This is a genomic window from Citrobacter sp. RHBSTW-00944, from assembly GCF_013615435.1.
In the GTDB taxonomy this organism is placed as follows: Bacteria; Pseudomonadota; Gammaproteobacteria; order Enterobacterales; family Enterobacteriaceae; genus Citrobacter; species Citrobacter braakii.
The window spans coordinates 1,725,268-1,749,765 of the sequence record NZ_CP055418.1 but is presented as its reverse complement, the minus strand read 5'-3'; the positions used below and the strand labels follow the sequence as shown (position 1 = coordinate 1,749,765).

At 53.8% G+C, this 24,498-nt stretch carries 21 protein-coding genes and 4 pseudogenes; 9 read left to right on the top strand and 16 right to left on the bottom strand.

The window, feature by feature from the left end; all coding sequences use genetic code 11:
* Positions 1 to 168: 168 nt before the first annotated feature.
* A complete protein-coding gene (locus tag HV334_RS08305) occupies positions 169 to 1,083 on the top strand; it encodes an Rpn family recombination-promoting nuclease/putative transposase (protein ID WP_181221404.1) in 915 nt (304 codons plus the stop codon).
* Positions 1,084 to 1,126: 43 nt separating this feature from the next.
* Here the strand turns inward: HV334_RS08305 and HV334_RS08300 are convergent.
* The 10 genes and pseudogenes from HV334_RS08300 to HV334_RS08255 all read right to left on the bottom strand — a co-directional run.
* Positions 1,127 to 1,714 (bottom strand): annotated as a pseudogene (locus HV334_RS08300) (aldolase/citrate lyase family protein); the annotation flags it as partial.
* Positions 1,701 to 2,009, bottom strand: a pseudogene (locus HV334_RS08295) (integrase core domain-containing protein); the annotation flags it as partial. The pseudogenes HV334_RS08300 and HV334_RS08295, both read right to left, overlap by 14 nt.
* Before the next feature lie 16 nt (positions 2,010 to 2,025).
* Entirely contained in the window at positions 2,026 to 3,102 is a 1,077-nt protein-coding gene (locus HV334_RS08290) for an IS110 family transposase (RefSeq protein WP_000227969.1), read from the bottom strand.
* A gap of 281 nt (positions 3,103 to 3,383) precedes the next feature.
* Positions 3,384 to 4,243 (bottom strand): annotated as a pseudogene (locus tag HV334_RS08285) (IS3-like element ISEc52 family transposase); the annotation flags it as partial.
* A 73-nt stretch (positions 4,244 to 4,316) separates the two neighbouring features.
* Positions 4,317 to 4,556, bottom strand: a pseudogene (locus HV334_RS08280) (aldolase/citrate lyase family protein); the annotation flags it as partial.
* A 25-nt stretch (positions 4,557 to 4,581) separates the two neighbouring features.
* A complete protein-coding gene (locus tag HV334_RS08275; protein WP_181221403.1) occupies positions 4,582 to 5,871 on the bottom strand; it encodes an MFS transporter in 1,290 nt (429 codons plus the stop codon).
* Positions 5,872 to 5,927: 56 nt separating this feature from the next.
* Positions 5,928 to 7,133: an L-rhamnonate dehydratase gene (gene rhmD / locus HV334_RS08270; RefSeq protein ID WP_016153809.1), complete on the bottom strand. Its 1,206-nt coding sequence runs from the start codon at positions 7,131 to 7,133 to the stop codon at positions 5,928 to 5,930.
* Between the two features lie 13 nt (positions 7,134 to 7,146).
* Positions 7,147 to 7,929, bottom strand: a complete 783-nt coding sequence (locus tag HV334_RS08265; RefSeq protein ID WP_181221402.1) for an IclR family transcriptional regulator — start codon at positions 7,927 to 7,929, stop codon at positions 7,147 to 7,149.
* A gap of 218 nt (positions 7,930 to 8,147) precedes the next feature.
* Positions 8,148 to 9,350, bottom strand: a complete 1,203-nt coding sequence (locus tag HV334_RS08260; protein WP_080858929.1) for a nicotinamide mononucleotide deamidase-related protein YfaY — start codon at positions 9,348 to 9,350, stop codon at positions 8,148 to 8,150.
* Between the two features lie 79 nt (positions 9,351 to 9,429).
* The gene (locus tag HV334_RS08255; protein ID WP_016153812.1) at positions 9,430 to 9,972 is read right to left on the bottom strand and encodes a YfaZ family outer membrane protein; all 543 of its coding nucleotides are present in this window, start codon (positions 9,970 to 9,972) and stop codon (positions 9,430 to 9,432) included.
* 318 nt (positions 9,973 to 10,290) lie between these two features.
* On the opposite strand from HV334_RS08255, the gene nudI reads away from it, so the two are divergent.
* The 8 genes from nudI (at position 10,291) to arnF (ending at position 18,382) form a co-directional block, all read left to right on the top strand.
* Positions 10,291 to 10,716, top strand: a complete 426-nt coding sequence (nudI, locus tag HV334_RS08250) for a nucleoside triphosphatase NudI (protein WP_049281476.1) — start codon at positions 10,291 to 10,293, stop codon at positions 10,714 to 10,716.
* Between the two features lie 289 nt (positions 10,717 to 11,005).
* Positions 11,006 to 12,145, top strand: a complete 1,140-nt coding sequence (arnB, locus tag HV334_RS08245; RefSeq protein WP_181221870.1) for a UDP-4-amino-4-deoxy-L-arabinose aminotransferase — start codon at positions 11,006 to 11,008, stop codon at positions 12,143 to 12,145.
* Between the two features lie 2 nt (positions 12,146 to 12,147).
* The gene (gene arnC / locus HV334_RS08240) at positions 12,148 to 13,131 is read left to right on the top strand and encodes an undecaprenyl-phosphate 4-deoxy-4-formamido-L-arabinose transferase (protein ID WP_049281478.1); all 984 of its coding nucleotides are present in this window, start codon (positions 12,148 to 12,150) and stop codon (positions 13,129 to 13,131) included.
* A complete protein-coding gene (arnA, locus tag HV334_RS08235) occupies positions 13,128 to 15,110 on the top strand; it encodes a bifunctional UDP-4-amino-4-deoxy-L-arabinose formyltransferase/UDP-glucuronic acid oxidase ArnA (protein ID WP_181221401.1) in 1,983 nt (660 codons plus the stop codon). Before arnC ends, arnA begins: the two co-directional genes overlap by 4 nt.
* Entirely contained in the window at positions 15,107 to 16,009 is a 903-nt protein-coding gene (gene arnD / locus HV334_RS08230; RefSeq protein ID WP_155574478.1) for a 4-deoxy-4-formamido-L-arabinose-phosphoundecaprenol deformylase, read from the top strand. The genes arnA and arnD overlap by 4 nt, the downstream gene beginning before the upstream one ends.
* Positions 16,006 to 17,664 carry a lipid IV(A) 4-amino-4-deoxy-L-arabinosyltransferase gene (gene arnT, locus HV334_RS08225; RefSeq protein WP_181221400.1) on the top strand — a complete coding sequence of 553 codons (1,659 nt, stop codon included), beginning with the start codon at positions 16,006 to 16,008 and terminating at the stop codon, positions 17,662 to 17,664. Before arnD ends, arnT begins: the two co-directional genes overlap by 4 nt.
* Entirely contained in the window at positions 17,661 to 17,996 is a 336-nt protein-coding gene (arnE, locus tag HV334_RS08220; RefSeq protein ID WP_016153819.1) for a 4-amino-4-deoxy-L-arabinose-phosphoundecaprenol flippase subunit ArnE, read from the top strand. The genes arnT and arnE overlap by 4 nt, the downstream gene beginning before the upstream one ends.
* Positions 17,996 to 18,382 (top strand): 4-amino-4-deoxy-L-arabinose-phosphoundecaprenol flippase subunit ArnF, encoded by a 387-nt coding sequence (gene arnF / locus HV334_RS08215; RefSeq protein WP_181221399.1) that lies wholly within the window; start codon positions 17,996 to 17,998, stop codon positions 18,380 to 18,382. Before arnE ends, arnF begins: the two co-directional genes overlap by 1 nt.
* A 2-nt stretch (positions 18,383 to 18,384) precedes the next feature.
* On the opposite strand, the gene pmrD is transcribed toward arnF, so the two are convergent.
* From pmrD to menD, 6 genes are all read right to left on the bottom strand, one after another.
* Positions 18,385 to 18,648: a signal transduction protein PmrD gene (gene pmrD, locus HV334_RS08210; protein WP_047416297.1), complete on the bottom strand. Its 264-nt coding sequence runs from the start codon at positions 18,646 to 18,648 to the stop codon at positions 18,385 to 18,387.
* A 95-nt stretch (positions 18,649 to 18,743) separates the two neighbouring features.
* Positions 18,744 to 20,168, bottom strand: coding sequence for an o-succinylbenzoate--CoA ligase (menE, locus tag HV334_RS08205; protein ID WP_181221398.1), 1,425 nt, complete (start codon positions 20,166 to 20,168; stop codon positions 18,744 to 18,746).
* Positions 20,165 to 21,127: an o-succinylbenzoate synthase gene (gene menC, locus HV334_RS08200; protein WP_181221397.1), complete on the bottom strand. Its 963-nt coding sequence runs from the start codon at positions 21,125 to 21,127 to the stop codon at positions 20,165 to 20,167. The genes menE and menC overlap by 4 nt, the downstream gene beginning before the upstream one ends.
* Positions 21,127 to 21,984, bottom strand: coding sequence for a 1,4-dihydroxy-2-naphthoyl-CoA synthase (gene menB, locus HV334_RS08195; RefSeq protein ID WP_053389241.1), 858 nt, complete (start codon positions 21,982 to 21,984; stop codon positions 21,127 to 21,129). Before menB ends, menC begins: the two co-directional genes overlap by 1 nt.
* Before the next feature lie 14 nt (positions 21,985 to 21,998).
* Positions 21,999 to 22,757, bottom strand: coding sequence for a 2-succinyl-6-hydroxy-2,4-cyclohexadiene-1-carboxylate synthase (gene menH, locus HV334_RS08190; protein ID WP_181221396.1), 759 nt, complete (start codon positions 22,755 to 22,757; stop codon positions 21,999 to 22,001).
* Positions 22,754 to 24,424, bottom strand: a complete 1,671-nt coding sequence (gene menD, locus HV334_RS08185; protein ID WP_016157038.1) for a 2-succinyl-5-enolpyruvyl-6-hydroxy-3-cyclohexene-1-carboxylic-acid synthase — start codon at positions 24,422 to 24,424, stop codon at positions 22,754 to 22,756. Before menD ends, menH begins: the two co-directional genes overlap by 4 nt.
* Positions 24,425 to 24,498 lie beyond the last annotated feature (74 nt).

Below are 24,498 nucleotides of genomic sequence, written 5' to 3'. Positions count from 1 at the left end.
GGCGTTGGCTACCGGGCATTTTGCGAATGCCGTTGTACATAACTGAATACGTTGCAACCGGACGTATTTATCTCTGACTCCTCCACGCAAAGAATCAATTCCACGAATGCAACCCGCGTCATCCGTGGGTACCGTCACGCCATCTTCTTCCTCTGGTGACGGACTACCATGGCTAAATCAGCAACATCAACACCGCATGATGCGGTTTTTAAAAAGATAATTTCTTATCCTGAGATGGCTCGCGATTTTCTTGAAATTCACCTTCCCGTCGCATTACGCGAGATATGTGACCTGCAAACGCTGAAGCTGGAGCCTACCAGTTTTATCGAAAAGGATCTCCGTGCTTACTATTCCGACGTATTGTGGTCGTTAAAAACCCGCGAAGGTGAAGGCTACATCTACTGCGTTATCGAACATCAGAGTACAGCGGTACAACACATGGCATTTCATCTGATGCGTTATGCCACTGCCGCCATGCAATATCACCTGGATGCCGGATACAGAACGCTACCTCTGGTTATCCCCATGCTTTTTTATCACGGGCAACAGAGCCCGTATCCGTGGTCGCTCAACTGGCTGGACGAATTTGATTACCCACAACTGGCGCGCAAGCTTTACTCAGAAGCATTTCCGCTAGTGGACATCACTGTGGTATCTGACGACGAGATTATGCAGCATCGGCGTATCGCTCTACTTGAACTGATGCAAAAACATATCCGCGATCGCGATTTGATGGGACTGGTGGACAGGCTGGTCGCGCTTTTAGTTACTCGTACCGTTAATGACAGCCAGTTGCAAACGCTGTTTAATTATCTGCTACAGCGCGGTGAGGCTTCTCATGTCAGCGAATTTATCCGTGAAATTGCCGGGCGCTCACCCCATAACAAGGAGAAATTGATGACGATCGCAGAGAAACTACGCCAGGAAGGCCATCACAATGGATTGCAGGAAGGCTGGCTAAAAGGAACACGAGAAGAAGCATTACGTATTGCCCGCATGATGCTGGAGCGAGGCATCGATCATGAGACAGTCCTGACCATTACCGGATTTTCTGCTGACGACGTGACAGAACATCACCATTAGGAGCTATTTCAGGCCCGATGGCGCTACACCATCGGGCCCGATATTAATAACTGCTTTTCAACTTTTGCGTACTCTGGTCTGGCTTAAACATTGCCAGCCTGCGATCCAGCGCTTCGGTATAAAGCATGGTATCCACGCCTACCGCGACAAAATTTGCTCCCCATTGCAGACATTTCTGCGCCATTGCTGGGTCAACAGCGAGGAAACCGGCTGCTTTTCCGGCTGCGCGAATACGGCGAATGCTTTGCTCAATGATCCGCTGCACCTCCGGGTGTCCGGCATTATCCGGATAGCCCAACGACGCAGAAAGATCCGCCGGGCCAATAAAGACACCGTCAATACCGTCAACGTCCAGAATGGCATCCAGATTATCCAGTGCCGCTTTGCTTTCGACCTGTACCAGCAGGCAGAGTGATTCATTAGCCTGGGCCATATAATTGTCGATACGTCCCCAGCGCGCCGCCCGTGCCACGCTGGCGCCGACACCACGCTCGCCGAGCGGTGGATAACGAGTCGCGGAAACCACCTGAAGCGCCTGCTCTGCGCTGTCGACCATCGGGACAAGCAGCGTCTGCGCGCCAATATCCAGCACCTGCTTGATCAACGCTTTGTTGTGGTCAACTAAAACTGGCCACCGCGTTAGAGTTTTTCCAGTATCGGTTTTCTGATTCGTTTGGTGGTAACCCACCATTATATTCGTGCGGTCTTAGTGCGCTGTAATATCCAACGATATAGTCCGTTATTGCGTGAGCTGCATCGCTGAAGCTTACATAGCCCGTCGCTGGCACCCATTCGTTCTTCAGACTCCTGAAGAAGCGCTCCATTGGGCTGTTATCCCAGCAGTTTCCACGCCGACTCATACTCTGCCTGATCCGGTATCGCCACAGTAACTGCCGGAACTGCCTGCTCGTATAATGACTGCCTTGGACGCCCTTCTAAGAGTCAAGCTGTTATCGGGATACTGTTGATCCGCCTGTTTTGATTGCGCAGTAACGTGTAAACTTCGCGGGAGATATATCGCTTTAGACAGCGTATCGCTTCCATTTTTGTATGTCCTTCGGCTACACGCCTGGCGACATATTCCTTTGTTTTTGCGTCAGTTCGTAAGCGTCCGATGGCGATGATGTGAAGTGCACTATTTGCAGCACGATCTCCACCACGATTAAGTCGGTAACGGTTCGTTTTTCCAGAAGAAACGGGGACCGGGCTGACACCACACAGTGCCGCAAATCCTGATTCTGATCTTAACCGTTGAGGATTGTCTCCGGCAGTGATCAGCAACTGTGAAGCGCTTTCGTATCCGATAGCATTACGTTTAATCAGCTCAGGTGCCAACTCGTCGACAATTGCCGCAATCATGACATCCAGATCAGCGATTTCGTCATGTAACTCGAGATAGCGTCGGGCAAGGGACTTTAATGAAATGCGATAAACGTTGGTTACATTGCGGTATTCACTGGCATCAGGTCTCCAGGAACCCAGGGTCCTGATGAGCTGCATGCGCGTCATATTTCTGAGCTGTTCACGTAATTCATCCGGGGCAGAGATAATATTTGAATGGATAATCTGGAGAGCGACTCTGCGGGCTGATATTGCTGTTTTTCGGCAAGTTTTTAATACCCGCAGGGACTCAATCATGCCATCACGCGTTTTGGGAGTAACTGTCCTGATGCCTGAGAATGCTGCATGAGCGGCACATTCAGCATCAATTGTGTCACTTTTACCCCGTTTGCGTCGCTCCATCCGGTCTGGAGCAGTCACCTCAAGAACTTCTAACCCGGCGTTCTGAAAATAACGAAGCAAACCGGAACCATAGGTACCTGTGCACTCAACACCAATTCGCTTTAATGTCCCAAACGAGGTCATCCATGCCAGCATCTGCCGGTAACCTTGTCGTGTTGTGGAGAAATACTGAGTCCCAAGGACTTTATTGTTCTGATCTACGACAGCGGCAACGTGCAAATCTTTATGTGTATCCACGCCACCCACAACGGCAGCTTCGGTAACTTTATCAACCATGACAGAGCTCCTGTGAGGAAACAGAGTTGAATCTCCAGACAGATAACCCGGACAGGACAGTAACGAGACAAGCCGTCAGGCCCTTCTTGAGTCACGCGCATCGGTGAGGAGATGCCTCGCATGAAGGCGCTTCCGGCAACCGACGGGTCCAGGGCAGGACACAAAAGGTCGATCGCTGTGTGAGTCAGGATGCGGGAAGGTCTTCACTGCATCAGTAATCACACCAATCTGGTTAAACGGCAAACTAAGTGGTGGTAAAGACTGACATCGGCATTATTACTATCGCTGTGGAACATCACCCCGACGGGCTTACCACGGGTTTCCCATGCCATTTCCAGTGCTTTCATGGTAAGCCTGCTGTCCGGCGAGAACGACATGGCCCAGCCCACTGGTTTTCTTGCGAACAGGTCGAGAACAACGGCGAGGTACGCCCAGCGCTTACCCGTCCAGATATAGGTCACATCACCGCACCACACCTGATTTGGTTCCGTTACGGCGAACTGTCGCTCAAGATGATTCGGGATAGCAACGTGCTCATGGCCGCCACGCTTATACCGGTGAGTCGGCTGCTGGCAACTGACCAGCCCCAGCTCTTTCATGAGTCTGCCAGCAAGCCAGCGCCCCATCTGGTAGCCTCTCTGGGTTGCCATTGTGGCGATGCTTCTTGCTCCGGCAGAGCCGTGGCTGATGCCATGCAGTTCAAGTACCTGGCTGCGTAATACAGCCCGTCTGCCGTCTGGCTTTTCAGGACGGTTTTTCCAGTATTTGTAGCTGCTGCGATGGACCCCGAACACATGGCAGAGAGTGGCCACAGGATAACGCGCCCTGAGTTTCCCGATTATCGAGAACTGTTCAGGGAGTCTGACATCAAGAGCGCGGTAGCCTTTTTTAATATTTCATTTTCCATTTCAATACGTTGTAGCTTTTTCCTGAGCTCACGGATTTCAATTTGTTCCGGGGTAATGGGAGAGGCTTTTGGTGTTTTTCCCTGCCGCTCATCACGTAATTGTTTCACCCATCGCGTCATTGTGGAAAGGCCGACATCCATAGCGCTGGCTGCATCTGCCACGGTGTAATTCTGGTCAACGACCAGTTGAGCGGATTCGCGTTTAAACTCTGCGCTGAAATTTCTTTTTTTCATTATGGCACCTGTGTTGTTCTGAGGTGAGCATATCACCTCTGTTCAGGTGGCCAAATTCAGTAAACCACTTCACTTTACTGCCTTCCACCGGGCGAACCACAGGCTGGCTGGCATAAGGCGCAATCGCCTGCAACTGATGGTAAAGATCCTGCACCGTGTTCGGCGCGTGTTCTCCATCAATCAGCAGCCAGTCATAGCCCGACGTCGCGGCAATCTCCGCCATGTAAGAGGTGGTCGAACTGAGCCACAGGCCGACCTGGACTTCCCCTTTGCGTAATCCTTCTTTGAAGGGATTTGATAACAATGCGTTCATAACGATCCTTACAACGTAGATAAGATTAATGATGCGCAGCGCCTGCTTGTGAAACTGAACGGTTCACACTCAGCGTAAAGATGATTAGCGAGCCAATAATCGCGACGCCCGCGAGGACCAGCAGGCCCGCCGCATCGCTGGCAAACACCGTTTCGGCTTTGACGCGCAGAATGGGAGCAATAAAGCCGCCGACGGCACCAAACAGGTTGACGAAGCCGATCCCCGCCGCCAGAGCAGTCCCGGAAAGAAGTTGCGTTGGCATCGTCCAGAACACCGGCTGTACCGCAATGAAACCGACCGCCGCGACGCAGAGCGCCACAATCGCCAGTACCGGTGAAACCAGCCCGGAAAGGCCAATGCCGATTCCTGCCGCCAACAGCGTCAGCGCGGCAACATTACGCCGGTCGCCGGTGCGATCGGAGTAGCGGGGAATAAGCCAGGTACCAAACAGCGCCGCCACCCACGGTATTGCCGCCACGACCGAAGCCGTAAAGCCCACTTTTGTCCCTAACAACGCAGCAACCTGAGTTGGCAGGAAGAAGATCAGGCCATACACCGCCACCTGGATCGTCAGATAGATAATCGCCAGTTGCCAGACACGGCCATTACGCAGCGCATCCGACAGGCGTGAAGTGACCTTTTTCTCCTCTTCACTTGTCAGTTGGCTAATGAGCACCGCCTTTTCCTCCGCGCTCAGGAAACGTGCCTGCTGCGGGGTATCATCCAGCCAGAAGAAGGTGAAAATGCCCGCACCTACCGCCAGTAAACCTTCGATAACGAACATCCAGAACCACCCTGGATGCCCCATAAAGCCGTGCATATCCAACAGCGCACCGGAAAGCGGCGATCCCAGGGTTAACGTCAGCGGCGCCCCCATGTAGAACAGCCCCATGATGCTGGCGCGGTTACGCTGGGGGAACCACTGGGACGTCAGGTAGATCATACCGGGGAAGAAGCCCGCCTCTGCCGCCCCCAGCAGAGTACGGATAATCAGAAATTTCGATTCAGTATCCGCCCATGCCATCGCCGCAGAGAGGAATCCCCACAGCAACGTGGTGGTACCAATCCAGGTTCTGGCACCAAATTTACGCATCAACAGGTTGGCAGGAACCCCCAGAAAGGCGTAAACCACAAAGAAAATCCCCGCGCCCAACGCATAAGCTTCGTTGCTCAGACCGGTATCAATCTGATAGGTCTCTTTGGCAAAACCGATGTTCGAGCGGTCAAGAAACGCCAGCACATACAGCGCCAGCATAAAGGGAATCAAACGGGCGCGGTTTTTCTTCACCACACCATCAAGTAACGTGGTACTCATAGCAAGATCCTCAAAGAAATGAGGGCGTTGCCGTGGCATTGGCAACGCACTGGTCATTAGTGGCTATAAGGGCGCTTCAGATTGCAGTCGCGGTTAAGCTCGACGCCAAATCCTGGTTTGTCGAGCACCGACTTATGAATGCGGCCATTGACGGGTACCGGTTCGTCCAGAAGGATCGGATCAAACTGTGGACGCATCGTTGAACAATCCGGGCTGGTCATCAAAAACTCGCTGAACGGGGTATTGGTGAACGTGATTACCGCGTGGTGCGAGTAAACCGAGGAACCATGCGGCACCACCAGCTGTCCGCGCGATTTAGCAATAGCGGCAATTTCCACCAGCGTGGTTAACCCACCGCACCAGCCCACATCAGGCTGCATGATATCGATGCCGGTTTCTGAGAGTGTGCGGAAGGACTGCAGCGTCCCGTGGTGTTCACCGCTGGTGACCATCATCCCCGCCGGGGCGTTACGTTTCAGCTCGCGATAGCCTTCATACTGCTGCGGCGGCAGACACTCTTCGATCCACTTCAGATTAGACGGTGCGCAGGCATGGGCCAGTTTGGTGGCATAGTTCACGTCCTGACTCATCCAGCAATCGAGCATCAACCAGAAATCCGGACCGCATTTCTCACGCATGTCGGCTACCATTGCCGCATCTTTGCGGATCCCTGCATCCCCGTCGTGCGGCCCCCAATGGGTTGGCATTTTGCCGCCAATAAAGCCCATCTCTTTCGCCAGATCAGGGCGCGCACCGGTCGCGTAGAATTGAATTTCGTCGCGTACCGCGCCGCCCAGTAGCTTGTAGACCGGTAACCCCACCACTTTGCCAAACAGATCCCACAGCGCCAGATCCACGCACGAGATGGTGTTCATCACCAGACCGCCGGAGCCGGAGTAGTACATCGTTGCGCCCAGCATCTGGTCGTGAATGAGTTTGATATCACTGACGCATTTCCCTTCAATAAAACGATTGAGATGCTTTTCCACAATAAAGCACCCCATCTCCCCTGCCGTGGAAACAGCAAAACCGGTCTGTCCGTTTTCAGCTTCCACTTCAACAATCAGTGTTCCTAATACGTTGATGCCAAAGGACTGGCGCGATTGCTCATATTCACGATATTTGCTCATTGGCGTGGCGATATGATCGTCAATCCAGTGGTTAGCCCCCTGATCGTGATAATCGCCGCCGCCAGCGCCTTTATCCGCCGTAGCACCACCGGTAAACCAGGCACGAACGTGTTTAATTTTAGGTAGGGTCATGGTGTTCTCCTTTTTATGAAGCGAGTGAGTCGAAGGGACTTTTCCATCCCAACAGGCGTGAAATATCCCTGGCGCAGGCAATCGCTTTACCGGCCAGATAATCACGGTTCTCTTCGTTAATTTGCAGACGAGTGCCGACCACTGAAATCGCGGCGGTCAGTTCATTGTTAGCGTTAAAAACAGGCGCTGCGACGCAGCGAACATCGGGATAATCTTCGCCATCATCAAAGCTCCATCCACGCTGTCGAATACGCTCCAGCTCGTCATTCAACTGTTGTGGCCTGGTGATAGTGGTCGGCGTTGCCTGTTCCCATATCAGCTGTTCAATAATGGCTTTTCGTGCGGCTGCCGGTTGCCAGGCCAGCAGGCATTTGCCGATACCCGAGCGATAGAGCGAAAGACTTTTCCCTTCGTGGGAGCGCACGCTGATAGTGGATGACGATTCCACTTTCAGAATGTAATACGCGCTTTCGTGGTCGATGATCCCGAGATGGCAAAGTAACCCTGTCTCATCCATCAGTTGTGTCAGCCGTGGACGCGCCAATTCACGTAAATCCATCTTGCTCAGCGCATGCCCGGACAACTCAACCAGCTTGGTCCACAGGCAGTAATTTTCCTGATGATCAATGCTGATAAAGCGCTGACGCTTCAGTTCATTAAGTAACAGGTACGCGGTGCTTTTTGGAATGCCCAGCGTCTCTATGATGGTGGCAGCGCTACATGGGCCGATACGCGCAATGAGATTGAGTATTTCGATCGCCCTGGTGAGCGCGGGAACTTTGCTTGATTCCAACATACTGGACTCCAGTCTGAGATACTGGAATCAGTGTGGTAGGTTAAGGGGGTTAAAATTGTGAAGCGCATCAAATCCTCTCGTTCTTCCAGCTGGCTGGAGAAAAAACGAGCATAATTGTGAACTAACGCACGGATTTTTTTACAGAGAGTACAACAGGTTGGACTGATAACGGGAAGGCCAGAATGCCTTCCCATAACAAGCGCGTGAGAGAGTGCAAGTCAGGAAGGCAGCGTCAGGGATTCAACCACTTCTATCCAACCGTGTTCGCTGGCAATATCCTGCCCGTTGAGCCAACGGCGCAGCATATTGAGCGCCATCATTGCGCAAACTTCCTGACGCACCGACAAACTATAACGATTAGCGTTCAGCCGTACGCGTAAGGCATGCGTTCCATCAGGCGTTGCCAGCGCAAAGTTAATATGTTCGTTTTCGAAAGCCGATACCGCCAGCGCCAGCCCGGCATAATGGTTGCCGCGTCGTTCGGTTATCCAGTGTGCCGTTTGCGCCAGCGTTTCTTCCTGGGGCGGAACCACTTCGCTCGCCAACAGCGGAGCATTCGCGCGCGAAAGCTGCAGCGCCACCAGACCACCGGTGAATTGTTCGCTTAGCGTCAGGCTGTATTGCCGTTCCTGCAACGTGCGGGCGATTTGCGCGGGTAAACCTTCCGTACCTTCGAAAATCATATTCTGCCCGGCAACCCGCTTAACTTCTGGCCACAGCGCCAGCATCGCTTCCCGTTGGGAATCCGGCCCGGTCAGCTTTAGTTCGATAATCGGCATTGACGAGCGGTAGCCCATTGTCACTCCCGGAGGCAATTGCAGCGGATCCAGGCTCTGCGCCAGCTCGCTTTCAGAACGACCAAAGGTGGTTAATCGCAGGCATAGCGGGGGTTGAGACAGCGAAAAACGCTCACGCAAACGCGGCAGGATCTCATGCTCAACCATGACTTTAAATTCTGATGGCACTCCTGGGGTAAAGAACATCAGGCAGCGGTTAAGCTTCAGGGCAAACCCACACGCGGTTCCTACGGGATTATTGATGAATTCCGCGCTGGCAGGTAGCTCAGCCTGTTTGCGGTTACTCGGTGCCATCACGCGTCCACGATCGCGGAAATAACGCGTCATCTCGGCGAGCCATGCTTCATGCAGCACCAGCCCTTCACCTTTTGCCGTTGCCGCCGCCAGCGCGCTCAAATCATCGCTGGTTGGTCCCAGACCGCCGTTAACGATCAGTACATCGGCATGTTCGCTACGCTCACGCAAAACGGCGACCAAATCATCAAGATTGTCACCTACCGTGTTGCGACGGGTTAGTGGTAACCCCTGATTAAAGAAAAAATCGGCCAGCCAGGCGGCATTCGTGTCGACGATTTGTCCGTGCAACACTTCATCCCCGGTGGATAGCATCTCCACGTTTAACATCGTGTTCTCCTGCTTTTATGATGAAAACACTATAACGCATGGAGGGGGGAAGGCGCGACTGAACGCCGCGCCGGAAAAATCAGAAACTCGCGTTAACCCCAACGTACGGGCCGTCAGCAATCGCGTTATCGCGGTTACCGTCTTTGCCTGCCAGGTTCAGGTAGCGATAACCGGCTTCAATGCTCAGCGGACGCATAATGGTCAGACGCGCACCTGCATTCGCTTCTTCATAGCTGTCGATACCGCTGGAAAGAGAATCGGGAGAGTAATAATACTCGCCAAACAGGCGGAGGCTGTCGCCAATCGGCCACTGCAAACCGCCACCGACCGCCGCCGCGTAACCCTCGTCACCATCATTCGGGTTAGTATAAATGCCTTTCCCACCGACCGTTGCCAGCAGCGGACCGAGAGGAATATTCAGACCCAGTCCCAGACCGGCCGCATCGCCGTCGTCATCGTTATGCATCCAGTTACCGCTGACGGCCAAACCGGTGGTCTCAGTACCCATACCGAACCCCAGGTTGGTGTAGTCTTCGCCAGCCTGGCCGCTGATGCTAATCGCGCTCGCCGACGCGGAAACAAACAGCATTCCGGCAAAACCCAACATTAAACTTTTTTTCATTTTCTATCCTTTCCAGCAAGAATCAAAACATAGCCCCAAAACCGGTGAATTGTACTGTTAGATCACGAGGAATCAATGCACTAAAAAAGCGATGCAATAACATATTGTAAGCAAATACTACTCACAAGATTTAGATAAGGTTAAATTCTTGTAGCAATTACGCCACTGAGGGCAGCAGAACGCCATTTTCAACAAACATCCTGTTTTCCCTGGCAAAGCGGCGTTATTCGTCGATGAAGCGTTTTTTCTACCGTCAGCAAAAGGTAAGATGCGTGCACGATGGAATTTTCTATACCTCCCCCTACAAGGATTCGACTTATGCGCCAAAGAACAATTGTTTGCCCATTAATTCAAAACGATGGCTGTTATTTACTGTGCAAAATGGCTGACGACCGCGGTGTGTTCCCCGGTCAGTGGGCGCTTTCTGGCGGCGGCGTTGAACCGGGTGAACGTATTGAAGAAGCTTTGCGCCGTGAAGTAAGAGAAGAGCTGGGCGAACAACTGGTGTTATCAGATATTACGCCATGGACCTTCAGTGACGATGTTCGCACCAAAACGTACGCCGATGGCAGTCAGGAAGAGATTTATATGATTTATCTCATCTTCGATTGTGTGGCGGCTAATCGTGAAGTGAAAATTAATGAAGAATTCCAGGCATTCGCCTGGGTTAAAGCGCAAGATCTCGGCTCTTACGATTTAAATATCGCCACGCGTAAAACGTTAACCTTGAAAGGGTTACTGTAAATCATCATTTTAATAACGGCATATAATTAGCATTCTTAATAGCGGCATTGCGCTCATCAGTCTGCAGATAACAGCAATGTCGCCCAAACCACTCAAACCTACATGATCTTTTTTTCATTAAGATAAATAAAAAATACGCTATTCCTCTCTCTTTCCCAAACCTTAAACTCTTAAGGATAAATTAACCTTCCGTCATTACCCTTTGAAGCCTGATGAAATAATTAACGACGCCCCTGTTTATCACTAAAAATAAAACGTCGGTGGCGTTAAATGGCTTGAAGGAATAATGATGCCTGACTTTTTGCCTTTCTCTCGCCCGGCAATGGGGGCTGAAGAACTTGCCGCTGTGAAGACGGTTCTGGACTCTGGATGGATAACCACCGGCCCGAAAAATCAACAGCTGGAAGAAGCCTTCTGCCAGCTCACGGGAAATCAACACGCCGTCGCCGTCTGCTCCGCTACGGCAGGAATGCACATCACGCTGATGGCGCTGGACATCGGTGCAGGCGATGAGGTCATCACACCGTCAATGACGTGGGTTTCTACCCTCAACATGATTGTCCTGTTGGGTGCGACGCCAGTCATGATCGACGTCGACCGCGATACGCTCATGGTCACACCGGAGCAAATTGAGGCCGCCATCACCCCGCGAACCAAAGCCATTATTCCGGTACATTACGCAGGCGCCCCCGCCGACCTGGACGCGATTTATGCCATTGGCGAACGCTATGGCATTCCGATTATAGAAGATGCGGCCCACGCCGTAGGGACGTTGTATAAAGGTCGTCATGTCGGCGCGCGCGGCACGGCAATATTCTCGTTTCACGCCATCAAAAATATTACCTGCGCCGAAGGCGGGTTGATCGTTACCGACGACAGCCAGCTTGCCCAACGGCTTCGCAGCCTGAAGTTTCACGGTCTGGGCGTTGATGCCTTTGATCGACAAACCTATGGCCGGGCGCCGCAGGCCGAAGTGCTTGCGCCAGGGTACAAGTACAACCTCACGGATATCAATGCCGCCATTGCGTTGGTACAGCTAAATAAACTGGAACACCTGAACTCACGCCGGGCGCAAATTGCCCGCGAGTATCAACAGGCGCTGGCCGATACGCCATTTCAACCACTGAGTCTGCCCCAGTGGGCGCACGTTCACGCCTGGCACCTGTTCATCATCCGCGTTGACGAAGCCCGCTGCGGTCTGAGCAGAGATGCCTTAATGGAGGCGTTAAAGGCCAAAAATATCGGCACCGGTCTGCATTTTCGTGCGGCCCATACGCAAAAATATTACCGCGAACGCTTCACTACCCTTTCGCTCCCCAATACAGAATGGAATAGCGCGCGCATTTGCTCACTGCCGTTATTCCCCGATATGACCGCCGATGACACCCAGCGGGTAATTACGGCACTTCACGAGATTGCAGGACAATAACCATGTTTGAAGCAGCACCGATCAAAAAAGTCTCGGTGGTCATTCCCGTTTTTAATGAGCAGGAAAGCTTACCGGAGTTAATCAGACGTACCAGCGCTGCCTGCGAAAAATTGGGCAAAGACTATGAAATTTTGCTAATTGATGACGGCAGCAGCGACCATTCCGCACAGCTGATGATGGACGCTTCCCAGGCACCGAACAGCCACATTGTTTCTATTTTATTGAATCGCAATTACGGGCAACACTCGGCGATTATGGCCGGTTTCAGTCATGTCACCGGCGACGTGATCATCACACTGGATGCCGATTTGCAAAACCCGCCGGAGGAGATCCCACGGCTGGTCGCCACCGCAGATGAAGGCTTCGATGTGGTCGGCACGGTACGTCAGAACCGTCAGGACAGCGTATTTCGTAAGACCGCATCGCGAATGATTAACCATCTGATTCAGCGCACCACCGGTAAAGCGATGGGCGACTACGGTTGCATGTTACGCGCTTATCGCCGCCACATCGTCGATGCCATGCTGCATTGCCAGGAGCGCAGTACCTTTATCCCGATTCTGGCCAACATTTTTGCCCGGCGCGCTACGGAAATCCCGGTACACCATGCAGAGCGAGAATTTGGTGACTCCAAATACAGCTTTATGCGTCTGATCAACCTGATGTATGACCTGGTGACCTGTCTGACCACAACGCCACTTCGTATGTTGAGCCTGTTGGGCAGCGTAATCGCCGCCACTGGCTTTACCTTGTCTATCCTGCTTGTGGTTCTGCGTCTGACGCTCGGTCCACAGTGGGCCGCGGAAGGGGTATTCATGCTGTTTGCCGTCCTGTTTACCTTTATCGGCGCACAGTTTATTGGCATGGGTTTACTCGGCGAATATATCGGTCGCATCTATAACGATGTCCGCGCCCGCCCCCGCTATTTTGTTCAACACGTTATCCGCCCACAAACCACGCAGCCAACCGAGGAAAACCGCGCATGAAAGCCATCGTATTTGCCTATCACGATATGGGATGTCAGGGTGTCCAGGCTTTGTTGGATGCCGGTTATGAAATCGCTGCCATTTTTACGCACACTGATAATCCGGGCGAAAAAGCATTTTTTGGATCGGTTTCCCGCCTTGCCGCCAGCGCCGGAATTCCGGTTTACGCCCCGGACGAGGTCAATCATCCCTTGTGGATTGAACGCATTAGCCAACTGGCGCCGGATGTTATCTTCTCGTTCTACTATCGTCATTTACTGAGTGATGAGATCCTCAGTCTTGCGCCTGCCGGGGCTTTTAATCTGCACGGTTCGTTGCTGCCGAAATACCGTGGTCGCGCGCCGCTGAACTGGGTATTGGTCAATGGCGAAACCGAAACCGGCGTCACGCTTCACCGCATGGTCAAACGCGCGGATGCTGGCGCCATTATTGCCCAGCAGCGCGTCGCTATTTCGCCGGATGACGTGGCGTTAACGCTGCACCATAAATTGTGCCAGGCTGCGTGTCAGCTGCTGGAACAGGCACTGCCCGCGATTAAAACCGGGGATTATGCAGAACGCCCCCAACAGGAAGCAGATGCTACCTGTTTCGGTCGCCGTACACCGGAAGATAGCTTCCTCGACTGGAACACACCTGCCGTAGAGTTGCATAACCAGGTCCGCGCCGTCAGCGATCCGTGGCCGGGCGCATATAGCTATGTCGGTACACAAAAGTTCACCGTCTGGTCATCGCGCGTTTGCGTAAATAACTCAGCGGCCCAACCGGGTACCGTCATCTCCGTTTCTCCTTTGCTGATCGCCTGTGGCGATGGCGCCCTGGAAATTATTACCGGACAAGCTGGCGATGGTATTGCAATGCAAGGGTCGCAACTGGCGCAGGTTCTGGGCCTGGTTCCAGGCTCCCGCCTGAACAGTCAATCAGTTACCACCACTAAACGTCGTACACGCGTGCTGATCCTCGGCGTCAATGGCTTCATTGGTAACCATCTGACCGAACGCCTGCTGCAAGAAGATCATTACGAAGTGTATGGGCTCGATATTGGCAGTGACGCCATTGGACGTTTTCTGCAGCATCCGCGATTCCACTTCGTCGAAGGCGACATCAGCATTCACTCCGAATGGATTGAATACCATGTTAAAAAATGCGACCTCGTGCTGCCGCTGGTGGCGATCGCAACGCCAATCGAATATACCCGCAACCCGCTGCGCGTATTTGAGCTCGATTTTGAAGAGAACCTGAAAATCATTCGCTACTGCGTGAAATACCGTAAGCGCATCATTTTCCCGTCAACGTCCGAAGTCTACGGCATGTGTACCGACAAAGTCTTCGATGAGGACAGCTCGAATCTGATCGTCGGTCCGGTGAATAAACCACGCTGGATCTACTCCGTTTCCAAGCAGTTGTTGGACCGCGTAATCTGGGCGTACGGCGAAAAAGAGGGATTGCGCTTCACCCTGTTCCGCCCGTTTAACTGGATGGGGCCGCGTCTGGACAGCCTTAACGCCGCGCGTATCGGCAGCTCACGCGCCATTACCCAACTGATCCTCAATCTGGTGGAGGGTTCACCGATTAAGCTGATTGAAGGCGGCAAGCAAAAACGCTGCTTTACCGACATTCGGGATGGTATCGAAGCCCTGTACCGCATCATTGAAAACGAAGGCGGACGCTGCGACGGTGAGATTATCAACATCGGTAATCCGCAGAACGAAGCGAGTATTCAGGAACTGGCAGAAATGCTGCTTACCTGCTTTGAAAAACATCCATTGCGTAGCCACTTCCCGCCGTTTGCCGGTTTCCGTGACGTCGAAAGCAGCAGCTACTATGGTAAAGGTTATCAAGACGTTGAACATCGTAAGCCCAACATCCGCAATGCGAAACGCTGCCTGAACTGGGAGCCCATCATTGAGATGCAGGAAACGGTAGAAGAGACGCTGGACTTCTTCTTACGCAGTGTGAATATCACGGAACACACATCATGACCCAAGTCGGCTTGCGCATAGATGTCGATACTTTCAGGGGGACGCGCGAAGGCGTACCCCGCCTGCTGGAGACATTGAACCGACATAACGTGCGGGCAAGTTTTTTCTTTAGCGTTGGACCGGACAACATGGGACGCCATCTCTGGCGTCTTGTGAAACCACAATTTCTGTGGAAGATGCTGCGCTCAAACGCCGCATCACTTTACGGATGGGATATATTGCTGGCGGGAACCGCCTGGCCGGGAAAAGAGATCGGCCTGGCCAACGCGGCGATCATTGCGCAAACCGCCCTGATTCATGAAACCGGTCTGCATGCCTGGGATCACCATGCCTGGCAGGCGCGAAGCGGAAACTGGAATGATAAACAGCTGATTGATGATATTTCACGAGGCATCACGGCCCTTGAAACTCTTATCGGACAACCCGTCACTTGTTCTGCCGTTGCCGGATGGCGTGCCGACGATCGCGTCGTCCACGCCAAAGAAACGTTCCATCTGCGTTATAACAGCGACTGTCGGGGAACGTCGTTATTCCGTCCGGTGCTGACATCCGGGAAAACAGGTACGCCGCAAATTCCCGTCACGCTACCCACCTGGGATGAAGTGGTTGGTCAGGAAGTCCAGGCGGTGGACTTCAACACTTACATTCTCTCCCACATCCAGATGAGCAGAGGAACACCGGTGTATACCATTCATGCGGAAGTTGAAGGCATCGCCTTTCAGCAGAATTTTGACGAGCTGCTTACTCGCGCCGCAGACATGGGGATAACATTTTGCCCGCTCGGCGACCTGTTACCGGACGATGTCAGTTCGCTGCCAACAGGGCAGATCGTGCGTGGCAAAATACCCGGCAGAGAGGGATGGGTCGGCCGCCAACAACCGGTGAGTGTGACAAGATGAAACATACTGTCCGCTACACCCTGGCATTTATCGCTTTTATTGCGCTGTATTTTATTCTCCCCATCAACAGTCGCCTGCTGTGGCAGCCTGATGAAACGCGCTATGCCGAAATCAGTCGGGAAATGCTGACCTCTGGCGACGGGATCGTTCCGCACTTTTTAGGGCTGCGGTATTTTGAAAAACCGATTGCCGGATACTGGTTAAACAGCATCGGGCAATGGCTGTTTGGCACCAATAATTTCGGCGTCAGAGCAGGAGCCATCTTTGCCACTTTGCTGACGGCGCTAATGGTAGCCTGGCTTGCCATGCGGTTGTGGCGGGATAAGCGCACCGCCGTACTCTCTTCGGTTATCTTTTTAACGTTTTTTTCGGTTTACAGCATCGGCACCTACGCGGTACTTGATCCCATCATTGCGCTCTGGCTAATGGCGGGCATGTGCTGCTTTTGGGAGGGGATGCAAGCCACCAGCAGAACGCGCAAAATTACCGCCTTTCTGCTGTTAGGGTTAACCTGCGGCATGGGCGTGATGACCAAGGGTTTCCTGGCACTCGCCGTTCCTGTGCTCAGCGTACTGCCGTGGGTTTTCGTACAAAAGCGCTGGAAAGATCTCATTATCTACGGTCTGCTGGCAGTAGTCGGTTGCATCGTGACTGTGCTGCCTTGGGGAATAGCGATTGCCCGGCGTGAGCCGGATTTCTGGCATTACTTCTTCTGGGTCGAACATATTCAACGCTTCGCGCAGGAGGATGCCCAACATAAGGCCCCCGTCTGGTACTACATTCCGGTATTGGTGGCTGGCGCATTACCGTGGCTCGGGCTGCTCCCCGGCGCGCTGCGTACGGGCTGGCGTGAACGGGATGTTCCGCGCAGCGCACTGTACCTGCTGAGCTGGATTATCATGCCAATCCTGTTTTTCAGCATCGCGAAAGGAAAACTGCCGACCTATATTCTTTCCTGCTTCGCGCCGCTGGCAATATTGACGGCGCGGTTCGGCCTGCAGGCCGCGCAAAAAGGTGCAACCGCGCTGCGCGTGAATGGCTGGATCAACGTTCTGTTCGGTGTAACCGGCATTGTCGCCACGTTTATTGTTTCTACACTGGGTCCATTAAAGACGCCGGTCTGGTCGCATATCGAAACCTATAAGGTGTTTTGTGCGTGGGGCATTTTTATCATCTGGACGCTCTTTGGCTGGTATACGCTAAATAACCGCGAGAAGAACTGGACGTTCGCAGCGCTGTGTCCATTAGGACTGGCACTGTTGTTTGGCTTCTCCATTCCTGACCGGGTGATGGAATCTAAACAGCCACAATTTTTTGTCGAGATGACCAAAGAGTGGCTGGAGTCGAGCCGTTATATTCTCACCGACAGCGTTGGCGTCGCCGCGGGGCTGGCCTGGAGCCTGAAGCGTGACGACATCATAATGTACGGACAAACGGGCGAGTTAAAATATGGCCTTAACTACCCGGATGCCCAGGGGCGTTTTGTCGGTCGGGGGAACTTTGCCGCGTGGTTAGCGCAACATCGTCAGCAAGGAAACATTACGCTCGTGCTCACAATTGATAAGGATGAAGATATTAATCGACTTGCTATCCCTCCCGCTGACTATATCGATAATCAGGGGCGTCTGGTCCTGATTCAGTATCGGCCGAAATGATCTGGATAGCCTTAGTTCTCGCCAGCCTGCTCAGCGTCTGCGGTCAGTTATGCCAGAAGCAGGCGTCGCGACCCGTTCCCGTTCGAGCGCGAAAACGCCACATTACGCTATGGATTGGGCTTGCTCTGGCAAGTCTCGGTCTGGCCATGCTGCTATGGCTGGCGGTGCTGCAGAACATTCCGGTCGGCATCGCCTACCCCATGCTGAGTCTTAATTTTGTATGGGTGACTCTGGCTGCCTGGAAAATCTGGCGCGAACCCGTCACCCCGCGCCACTGGCTGGGAGTGGGGTTAATCATCACCGGCATCTTTATTCTTGGGAGCGCGGTGTAATGGGCATCTTTTGGGGATTATGCAGCGTTATTATCACTTCAGCCGCCCAGTTGAGTCTCGGCTTTGCGATGGATAATCTGCCGCCAATGCTGCAGCCGCAGCAATTCATTTCCGCCGTATTCTCTCTTAGCGTCAGCGCATTTGCTCTGTATGCCGGACTGGCAGGGTATTTACTGTCGGTGATTTGCTGGCATAAAGCGCTGCACCAGCTCGCACTGAGCAAAGCGTATGCCCTGCTCAGCCTGAGCTATGTACTGGTGTGGGTTGCATCAATGATCCTGCCCGGCTGGCAGGGAATATTATCAGCGAAAGCGCTCGCCGGAGTGCTGTGCATCATGGCAGGGCTGCTGACGATTTTTTTACCTTCACACCAGCGCCAACCCTGAGATTATTTATCTTCAGACAGTCGTAACAGGCGTTCCCATTCCTCGCACGTGTACTGTCTGGCATCAATTATTTTGATTAACCGTGAGGTATCGCGATTAATGCAATACAGTGCATCTTTCAGCGGTGAAAGGAGGTCTCCGGGCTTAACCCACTCGGAAGAGTGCGCCTCAGCCAGCATTTTTAGCGAACCGCCGCCATCACAAAGTACGATATAGAGCCTGCCTGCTTTTTTGTGACAGCAAGACTTCTTCACATGCCATTCCATAGCGCACCTTTTGTTAAAAAATTTCACAACAGGTTACACATTAGCAGATAAACAAAATGACAATAGCGACTCAATAGCGAAAGTGAGAAATGTAATTACTGTTTGCTTAATTTTAAGAATGAAGCACTTACCCAATCTGACAGCGCACGACGAGAGATTTTAATCCCTCCGGATTTTAGTTCGGGTGGCAATGTCAGCCAGCATACCGGTTGCTGAAAGCGGGCCAGCTTATCTTTCACCCACTCTGCCAGATTGGTGTCACCCGCATTGGTGTCATACTCAACGACCGCCACCGGGCGATGACCAAACTCTTTGTCTTCTATCGGCACAATGAAGGCTTGCAGAACATGCGGATGCGCAGCAATCACGCGTTCCACCTCTTCCGGCTGTATGCCTTCCCCGCCGCTAAAGAACAGATTGTCCATCCGACCGACAATGGTTAACTTGCCGTCCTTCAACACCCCGCGATCGCGGGTGGCAAACCAGCCTTCCGCGTTTACTAAAGGAATCAGCTGCCCGTTACGCCAGTAACCTTGCGCCATGCTGGCGGCACGCAGCCAGACTTCACCATCAACGATTCTGACTTCTCTGCCTGCCAGGGGCGACCCCACATCCGCCAGGCCATCCGCTTCTTTCGCACAGACCGTAGAAGCAAACTCCGTTAAACCGTAACCGCACCAGCAGCGAATCCTTTGCTCGCGCGCCTGTTCCGTCAATTCAACAGGAATTGCCGCGCCACCCAGGAGCACTGCTTTGAGCGTTACCGCCGTTTTGTTGACCAGCAGGCGCCACAGCTGCGTGGGCACCAGCGAAGCATGAGTGCATCCAGCCAGCATTTGTTCCAATGGTTGCTTGTCGCGCACGGTCATTCGTGCCCCGGCAAACAACCAACGCCACAAAATACCCTGGCCGGAAACATGAAACAGCGGCAGCGAGAGCAGCCAATCATCTTCAGCGTCAAACGGCATTAATGACAGCACGCCCTGCGCGCTTGCCAGATGAGCCTGACAGGTATGCACCGCCGCCTTTGGCAATCCGGTAGAACCTGAGGTTAACGTCATCGTGCTCAACCGCTGGGGTAACCACGCGGCGGCATGCTTGCCTGGCACGGCCTGCATCTGCAACGGATGGAGTCCCGCGAGAACATTAGCTGCCTCAAGATCCAGCGCAAAACGCAGCGTTAAGTCCGGGACCAGCGCGTCAAGCAGCGATTGAGGCAGCTGCGGGTTCACAGGTAAAACCCGCGCCCCACATTGCAGCAATGCCAGCCAGGCCAGCAAAGCACGCGGATGATTCCAGGCGCGAAGCAGGACGCCATCGCCCTCTTCCACGCCCTGAGCGGCAAAACCGTTGGCCAGATGGTCAACGCGCGTGCAGAGCTCGCTCCAGCTTAATACTTCATCGTTGAGGCGTAGAGCAGGCACCTCTGCACGAACCTGTCGCCAGTGACGCCACGGCCAGTCATCGGGTTGTACCAGGCCCGATATGCTTACGCTATCGGGCATTTCCCGCTGGGTCATAGCAGGTGTTCCAGCGCATCAACATCGATACACGGCAATGCGCTACCCGGCCAGGTGCGTACCTGCTGGCACTGCATCAGGCTCAGGGTATCCAGCCCCGGAATGGTCTGCGGCGTCAGCCAGGCGGCAATTCGCGCCAGTTGGGTTAAGCCCAGGCTCGACTCGATCGACGAACTAATAACAGCGGTGAGACCAAGCGCATGCGCCCCTGCCACCTGTTCGCGCACTTTATCGAGACTGCCCGTCAGCGTAGGTTTGATAACCACTGCCTTGACGCCCTCTTCGGCTTCGAAGAGGAAATCCGCTTCACGCAGGCTTTCATCCCAGGCAATGGCAATGCCGGTTTCACGCGCAAAAGCACGAGAGTCATCGCGGGTTTTGCATGGCTCTTCGAGAAAAGCAATGCGCCCGCGGTACTCTGGATTAACGTACTTCGCGAACTGCTGGGCTTTCAACGGCGTCCAGGCTCGGTTGGCGTCAAGTCGTAAATGCAGCTCCGGGATAGCCTCAAGCAGCAGGTTGGCGACCATACCGTCGCGAACCGCTTCATACAGTCCGACCTTGATCTTCGCTACTTTTTCACCCGGCATGTCCGCCAGTTGCAGTACCAGATCATCAGGATCGCCCGTACACAGCGGCGCAGCACGGTAGTCTGCGTCCTCTGGCAATACGCCAGCCAGTTCGGCCAGCGCACAGCTTGCGCCAAAGGCGACCGAAGGCAGCTGCGGTAAGGAAGAATCCCCCTGTAGCCAGCCGTTGACCCAGGCCAGCAGCTCGGTTTGCGCCTCTTCCCAGCTCTCCTGACTGAAGCCCGGCAGCGGGGAGATCTCTCCCCACCCTTCGCGCTCGCCGTCACAAAGGCGAACGTACAGCCCGTCACGCGTTTTTAACCGCCTGTCGCGCAGAATCACCCCCGCGTCCATGGGGATCTGCCAGCGGTATACCTGCGCGCTACGCATTACGGATTCCGTTTAAATTTGCTGAAATCCGGCTGACGTTTCTGGTTAAAGGCGTTACGGCCTTCCTGACCTTCTTCCGTCATGTAGAACAGCATAGTGGCGTTACCCGCCAGCTCTTGCAGACCAGCCTGACCATCGCAGTCGGCGTTCAGTGCAGCTTTCAGGCAGCGCAACGCCATCGGGCTGTTTTGCAGCATTTCGCGACACCAGCGTACGGTCTCTTTTTCCAGATCGACCAGCGGAACCACGGTGTTTACCAGGCCCATATCCAGCGCTTGCTTCGCATCGTACTGACGGCACAGGAACCAGATTTCACGCGCTTTTTTCTGACCGACAATACGCGCCATGTAAGAGGCACCCCAACCGCCATCGAAGGAACCAACTTTCGGACCGGTCTGGCCGAAGATGGCGTTTTCAGCCGCAATGGTCAGGTCACACATCATGTGCAGCACATGGCCGCCACCGATGGAAAAGCCTGCAACCATCGCCACTACCGGCTTCGGACAGGTACGAATCTGGCGCTGGAAGTCCAGTACGTTCAGGTGATGCACACCGGAATCATCCTGGTATCCGCCGTAGTCACCGCGCACTTTCTGATCGCCACCTGCGCAGAACGCTTTGTCGCCAGCACCGGTCAGAATAATCACGCCAATGTTGTCATCATAGCGAGCATCCGCCAGCGCCTGGATCATCTCTTTCACGGTGACCGGACGGAAGGCATTGCGTACCTGCGGACGATTAATGGTGATTTTTGCGATACCGTCGGTGGATTTCTCGTAGAGAATGTCGGTGTAGCCTTCAGAGCAATCGTGCCATTCTACCGGTGCGTAAAGCATTGTTTCATCAGGATAGATCATAAAATGTCCTATAGTCAGCGATGCAGAATCTGAGCCAGACAGTCCACCACGCCAGCGGGATTGTCCCGATGCGCGTTGTGTCCGGCATTACGAATCACATGGCTTGGTACGGATATTTCCGCCGCCAGAGCACGGAATTTATCGTCACGTTCACCACATAAATAATAAAACGGAAATGTGCGCGTAGTGAGTTGCGCACGTAAATCAGGTTGTACGGCTAGCGAGGTGGCCTCCAGCATCGCTGCCAGCGTATGCCCGTTATTCTGGCTACGCAGTGCGACCAGCGCTTCTCTTTGCGCCGCATTCAGCGAGGAAAAAACCGGCTGTTGATACCAGTCAATAAACACCTCGCACAACGGCTCAGCGCGAAAACGCGCAGCCCAGCGACCATCAGAGAGGCGACGCTGAACGCGCGCCTCCTCACTTTGCAAGCCTGGATGTCCACCTTCAACCACCAGACCGCACAGTCCAGGTATCTCCTGACAAGCCGCCATCATCGCGACTCTGCCGCCAAGAGAGTAACCGACTAACCAGTATTTAAGTATGTTGTAACTAAGCAACGTGTTACGCAGCAAAGCGCTTACGTCGTCGAATCCGCTCACGCTGATGTCAGCGGAGCCACCGTGTCCCGGCAGGTCGATATACAGCCGCGAATAATTCTTAAACGCTTCGCCAACCCTCTGCCATTCCCGACAATCACCGGAAAAACCGTGCAGGAAAACCAGCCAGGGAAATCCCGTCTGGCCCACTTTCGCCTGCGCGTGCAGGATCATAGATGGCTTACCTGCGCCAGCAGTTGCTGCAGGGTTTGCGCCCCATCAGTTTCGTTTACCACCAGCTCAATCACCGTTGCCGCCGGAGTACGCCAGGCATTAGTCAACGCGCTCTCCAGTTGCTCCCAGTTTTCCGGGCGCTGGTATTTAAGGTTAAACATGGCGGCAGCATGCTCAAAATGCACGTTCTGCGGCATCAGGTAGAACCGTTCGCGTTCGCTTGCTGGCGTCGGCAACAGGGAAAAAATTTGCCCGCCGTTATTATTGACCACTATCAGGACAAACGGCGCGGAAACCTGGCGCAATAACGCCAGCGCATTGAGGTCATACAGCGCAGATAAATCGCCGACGATAGCCAGCGTCGATTTCGCGCTGGCGCGCTGTACGCCTGCTGCCGTTGACAGCAGGCCGTCAATGCCGCTCGCGCCACGGTTGCTATAGACCGGGTAACCCGCCGGAAGCTGCGACAGCGCATCAATCAGGCGCACCACCAGACTGTTGCCCACGAACAGTTGCCCCTGCTCCGGCAAGTATTCGCGGATACGGTGGGCTAATTGCGCTTCACCAAACGCGTCACGACGGGCTTCTACCGCCTGCCAGGCCAGTTGCGCCAGGCGTGGGATCTCCACGCACCAGGGCTGACGTTTCTCCGCCGGATGCAACTCCAGCCAGTCGCCAACCGTCGCTACCAGTCTGCGCCCACGATGGTGAGCCGGATCAAGGCGGCCTTCGATATTATCGACAATCCAGTATTCCTGCGGATCACAGCTGGCCTGCCATTGCAGGAGCCGTTTTCCGGTCAGGCTACTGCCAAGCTGCACCACAATCTGCGCCTGCTGTAATTCAGTGACCGCTTTCGCATTTCCCAGCCACAGATCGGCGCACGGCAAAGGTTGTCCGGTTTGTGACAGAACATCGCCAATCAGCGGCCAGCCTAGCATCTGCGCCCACTGCGCAACCTTTTTGCCCTCTTCCGCGCTCATGCGGCCTGCAACAACAACGCCGCGTTTTTGTCGCCAGAAAAACCAGTCACGCTGCTTGTCGCTTTCCAGCCGACGCGACTCACGCAGCCAGGGTTTATCATCCTGCCACCAGTCGCCAAGGCGCTGCTGCCAGTCAATCCCCGTTTCGTCCATATCGCCATACAGCGGTTCTGCAAATGGGCAATTGATATGAACCGCCCCGCTATGCAGCGCAGCTAAGGCGTTATCAATGGTGGATACCAGCCAACTAGCCGGAATGTTCTGGGTCGGGCGCGGTAAAGAGAGCGTTTGCGATGGATGCGAGGCAAACATTCCGGCCTGACGAATCGCCTGGTTAGCGCCGCAGTCGATAAGCTCAGGAGGTCTGTCAGCCGTGAGTAGAATCAGCTTTTCACCGGTCAGGCCCGCTTCAATCAACGCGGGATACAAATTTGCCACCGCCGTACCGGACGTCACAATCACAGCGACAGGCTGCCGGCTGACTTTTGCCAGACCTAAGGCCAGATGCCCAAGGCCACGCTCATCAAAATGAGTATGGTGAATAAAAGCGGGGTTTTCCGCAGCCGCCAGAGTCAACGGTGTAGAACGAGAGCCAGGGGCAATGCAGACATGCCTGACGCCGTGGCGAGTGAGTGCTTCCAGAATGACCGCCGCCCAGCGTCGGTTAAATGCGCTTACTGACATGAGATTGTCCGGTATCAATATTGCGACACAGTATAAAGAATCGAATAAATGGATTTTTGATATGAGTCGGTAAT